The sequence below is a fragment of the Steroidobacter sp. genome, assembly GCF_016790065.1.
Classification (GTDB): Bacteria; Pseudomonadota; Gammaproteobacteria; order Steroidobacterales; family Steroidobacteraceae; genus Steroidobacter.
The window spans coordinates 1-3,748 of the sequence record NZ_JAEUPY010000700.1 but is presented as its reverse complement, the minus strand read 5'-3'; the positions used below and the strand labels follow the sequence as shown (position 1 = coordinate 3,748).

General features: G+C 61.2%; 4 protein-coding genes and 1 pseudogene. 1 reads left to right on the top strand and 4 read right to left on the bottom strand.

The features are described 5' to 3' along the window. The 4 genes from JNL55_RS28835 to JNL55_RS28820 form a co-directional block, all read right to left on the bottom strand. Nucleotides 1–430, bottom strand: a 430-nt coding sequence (locus JNL55_RS28835) for a hypothetical protein (protein WP_293862811.1), incomplete at its 3' end; no start/stop codon positions are given. 14 nt (nucleotides 431–444) lie between these two features. Beyond that, nucleotides 445–1,650: a DegT/DnrJ/EryC1/StrS family aminotransferase gene (locus JNL55_RS28830; protein ID WP_293862809.1), complete on the bottom strand. Its 1,206-nt coding sequence runs from the start codon at nucleotides 1,648–1,650 to the stop codon at nucleotides 445–447. Between the two features lie 11 nt (nucleotides 1,651–1,661). Continuing rightward, complete coding sequence (locus JNL55_RS28825; protein ID WP_293862807.1) at nucleotides 1,662–2,753, bottom strand: FemAB family XrtA/PEP-CTERM system-associated protein; 1,092 nt, start codon at nucleotides 2,751–2,753, stop codon at nucleotides 1,662–1,664. Beyond that, on the bottom strand, nucleotides 2,750–2,896 hold the full coding sequence (locus tag JNL55_RS28820; protein WP_293862805.1) for a hypothetical protein: 147 nt from the start codon (nucleotides 2,894–2,896) through the stop codon (nucleotides 2,750–2,752). Before JNL55_RS28820 ends, JNL55_RS28825 begins: the two co-directional genes overlap by 4 nt. 250 nt (nucleotides 2,897–3,146) lie before the next feature. On the opposite strand from JNL55_RS28820, the pseudogene JNL55_RS28815 reads away from it, so the two are divergent. After that, nucleotides 3,147–3,748, top strand: a pseudogene (locus JNL55_RS28815) (hypothetical protein); the annotation flags it as partial.

Here is a 3,748-nt window from a genome sequence, read left to right as displayed (position 1 = left end):
AACGGCTGTTGGACAGCGCGATCTGTAGCCGCTTGATCAGCAGTTTCCACAGCGGCGACACCCCGGAGATCGGACCGCCCCAATAGGAAACGACCTTTTTCACGCCACCGGCGCGCAGCGCTGCGTACACCGGATGGATGGGCTGCATGTCGAAGGTAATCGCCAGATCGACTTTCTTGGCGGCTGCGAGGTCTTTCAGCGCGGCCAGATTGGCGCTCGAGGTGTTCTTGGTATCGAACTGCGAAAAGTTCTGGAACTCCGCCGGCAGACACTCGGGTCGCCCCGATTCGATCGAGGGATAAGTGAAGTGCACGCGCGATGCGTCGCCATTCGCCAGTTCGAGCGCCGAGCTGTAGAACAGGCGCTCCAGCGACGAGATGGCGTATCCGGTGTTGGTCGGATACTTCAGCAGGACGAGCGTGGAGATCACGGCGGTTGCGGCTCTTATTTAATGGACGAAAGGGTTTGGCCCACGCGGGCGGGCAGGTCGGACGGACAGTAGGGATGCGTCGGCAAAGTCACGATGCTGTTGGCGACGCGCTGTGCGGCCGGCATCGTCAGATCCGATTGCGGCAACGTGCGAGCGACCTCGGGAACGTCGCAGAGCGCGCTGGGATAGGACGCGGTGGCGCCGATGCCGGCGTCGTTGAGCTTGGCGATCACGGCATCTCGGCGGGACGCGTCGGTCACTAAAAACGGCAAGCGAGTGTAGGCGGGCAACGAGCCCACCGGCGGCTCGATCAACTGCATTCCAGGCACCGCTCGCAGCGCTGCACTGAGTGAGTTCGCGTTGTCACGACGCCGTTTGGACAACGACTGCAGTTGGCCGTACAGCGAGTGGGTGAAACCCGCCAGTGGCCGACTGTATTGCTGGATCGGATAGTCGTCTTCCCATTTGGTCTTGCCCAGTCCGAGTCCGGGTAGCTGGCGCACGAAGTCGTACAGCGTCGGTCGCAACAACAACGAATACGCGCCGAGTTTGACGATGGTCATCGCCGTCTTGGTGAACGGCGTAGCGGGCAGGGCACTGTGCAGTGCTTCGATGCGGGCGCTGAGCTTGGGATCGCTAGCGATCAAGGCGCCGCCTTCGAGACTGGTGATGTTCTTGCCTTTGTCGAAGCTATACAGCCCGACATCGCCGAAGCCGCCCACCGGGCGTCCGCCCAGCGAGGCGCCGAGCGATTGCGCGGCGTCGTCCAGCATCAATACGCCGGCGCGCTTGGCGATCCGCTCGATGGCGTCGAGCTGATTGGGAATGCCATACAAGTTGGCCGTGACGATGCCGAGCACGCGCGAGAAATCGAACTGCTCCAACGCCTGCACCTCCATGCTGAGCGTGCTTGGATCGATATCGCAGAGTCTGGGTTGTAGCCCGGCGCGAATCACCGACGCGGGCACCGAGTAACAGGTGTACGCCGGCACGATGACTTCGGTGCGACGTGGGTCGCCAACCGCATCGCGCATGGCTTGCAGGGCTATCACCATCGCGGCACGGCCAGTCGACATCAGCCAGCAGCGCTGATGACCGCTGTGCTGCGCGAGGGCGTGCGCCAGTCGAGCGTCGATGCTCGGTTGCATGACGCCACGGGCCAGCCCGGCACTGAAAGTACCGAACGAGATTGGAGTGCCCGCTGGCGCAATGAAGGCCATCTGCTGCCGCCTCAGGGAATCAGGCGCGCCAGCGGCGGACCGATGATTCGCGTGGTCCACAGCGGCAGGCGACGCCACAGGTCGATGGCCAGTTTGTACTTGGGATTGTCCACGTTGAGCTGCGGCATCTCGCCGCCGTTGGGACGATGAAAATACCAATACAGCTGGCTGGAGGTGGCATTCCATTTCTTCTTGAAATCTTCGGCCCCGGAGTCGGCCGTGGAACGCCCCAGATGATAGCGCGTGCAGCCGCGAACGCACGCTTCTCGGATCATCTCCCAATACAGCGCGTAGTTGGCCTGCAACGGCCGGGACAATTCGGTACCGCCGGCCCACAGGCCTTCGACGGTGCCATTGAAGTAACCGTTGAACGCCACCGCCACCGGCTCGGTGCCGCGGGCACAGACGAAGATGCGGGTGTGGTCGGGCAGGGCGCGCAAGATGCTTTCGAAATACGAACGTTTGTAGAGCGGCGTGCCGAGCTGGCGCCACGATTGTTCCATCACGGAATAAAACGTCTCGAGCAGCTCGCTGCCGCCGGCGGTGACCACCAGTTCGTTCTTCTGGCTACGGCGGATGTTGGTGCGATGTTTGGAGCTGAACTTATTCCATAACACGTCCGGATCCGGATCGAGCGCGATATGCATGCTGATCTTGCGGGTCGACACCGGCATGTCGGTCTGTAACTGGTCGGCACAGCGCAGTTCCAGATAGTCGGCGCGCCATTCTTTGGCTGTGTTCTGAGCTGCCTTGACCAATGCGTCTTTCGCGATTTCGTCATCGGCTATCGGTCCGCCGTAATTGACGAAAGGCAGCGAGCAGAGGATACGTCCGAACAACGGACTGGAAACGAAGGTCAAAGGCAACACCCCGCGTACTGTCGCGCCGTCGCGTGCCAGTAGATAGGCGGTGCGGTGGCCGAGGGCCTGCTGGTTGATCTGCTGCCACTCGAACAAGTGATAGTACGAACCTTCCGGTCGCCGAGTCAGATACTCGTTCCACTGCGCGCCGTGCGCGGTCGAGCAAGCTTCGATTGTCAAAGCTGCCGACGGGGCCGGCGTGGCGGGGGCGAAAGCGGGAGGCGCACTGACAGATGCGGTCATCGAGTCTTACCGAAGAATTGTTTTGTGATCATCTTCACATTCGCGAGCAGTTCGGCCAATCGCTCATAAGACTGCGAGTTCGCCTTAGTGCCGCCGAGCGGGGTGATAGAAATCAGGGGCTTACGCAGGCTCAGCATGGGCATGGCGAATTGCTAGGTAAATGTCGTAATTCATCGACAGGTTTTAATACCGGCCGCATGCGGCTAGTCTTCCGGCCGTCGATGCTGAGTGGTCAGCCCGTTCTAAGTAGCTGCGATAGAAGCTCGAATTACCACTCACATGCTTTTCCTTACGGGTCGGGTTAGGAGTATGGGTCTAATGATTACGAAATCTCCGGGCATAGTCCGCAAGCTCGCGGAAATGTCCTCGAGGGCCAGCGTCAAGGCGCTCGTATTGTCCACTTTTGCGTTCGCCGCCGTCGCGGTTTCCGGGCCGGCTGCTGCCGAACGCATCATCCGTTCGCTGCCGCACAGTGAGAACTTCGACACCAACGCGTACGCGTCGGATGCCATCTGGTTGACCGGTGGCGCACGCCAGGTCTGGATGCCTTCGAGCGGTTGGCGCGGCGGTGCTGCGAAATTCTTCCCTCCGACCGTGGCCCAGAACTACTCCGGGTTGGGTCAATTCATTCTCAGCCTGACTACGGTACCCGAACAGCTCAACGTGCGCTGGCTCATGTACCACGGCACCACCTGGCGCGAATACGCGCAGGGCGAGAAGCTGATCATCATGAATCGTAACGGCAACCGCGGCCGACCGATGATCATCCTGCGCGAGTCTTCTTCCGGTGGCCAGACGTGGGAAACCATGGGCGCCTGCGACGGCACGGTATGCCGTTACGAAGGCGGCGACTATTGGCCGGATGGCACCGATCGCTTGAAGATCGGCAATCCGCCGGTGGCACGCGAAGCGGAGTGGATTTCGGTGGAGTTCGAAGCCAACACCCGCACCGGCATGATCCGCTTGTACGTGGACACGCAGGACGGCGCGCTGAG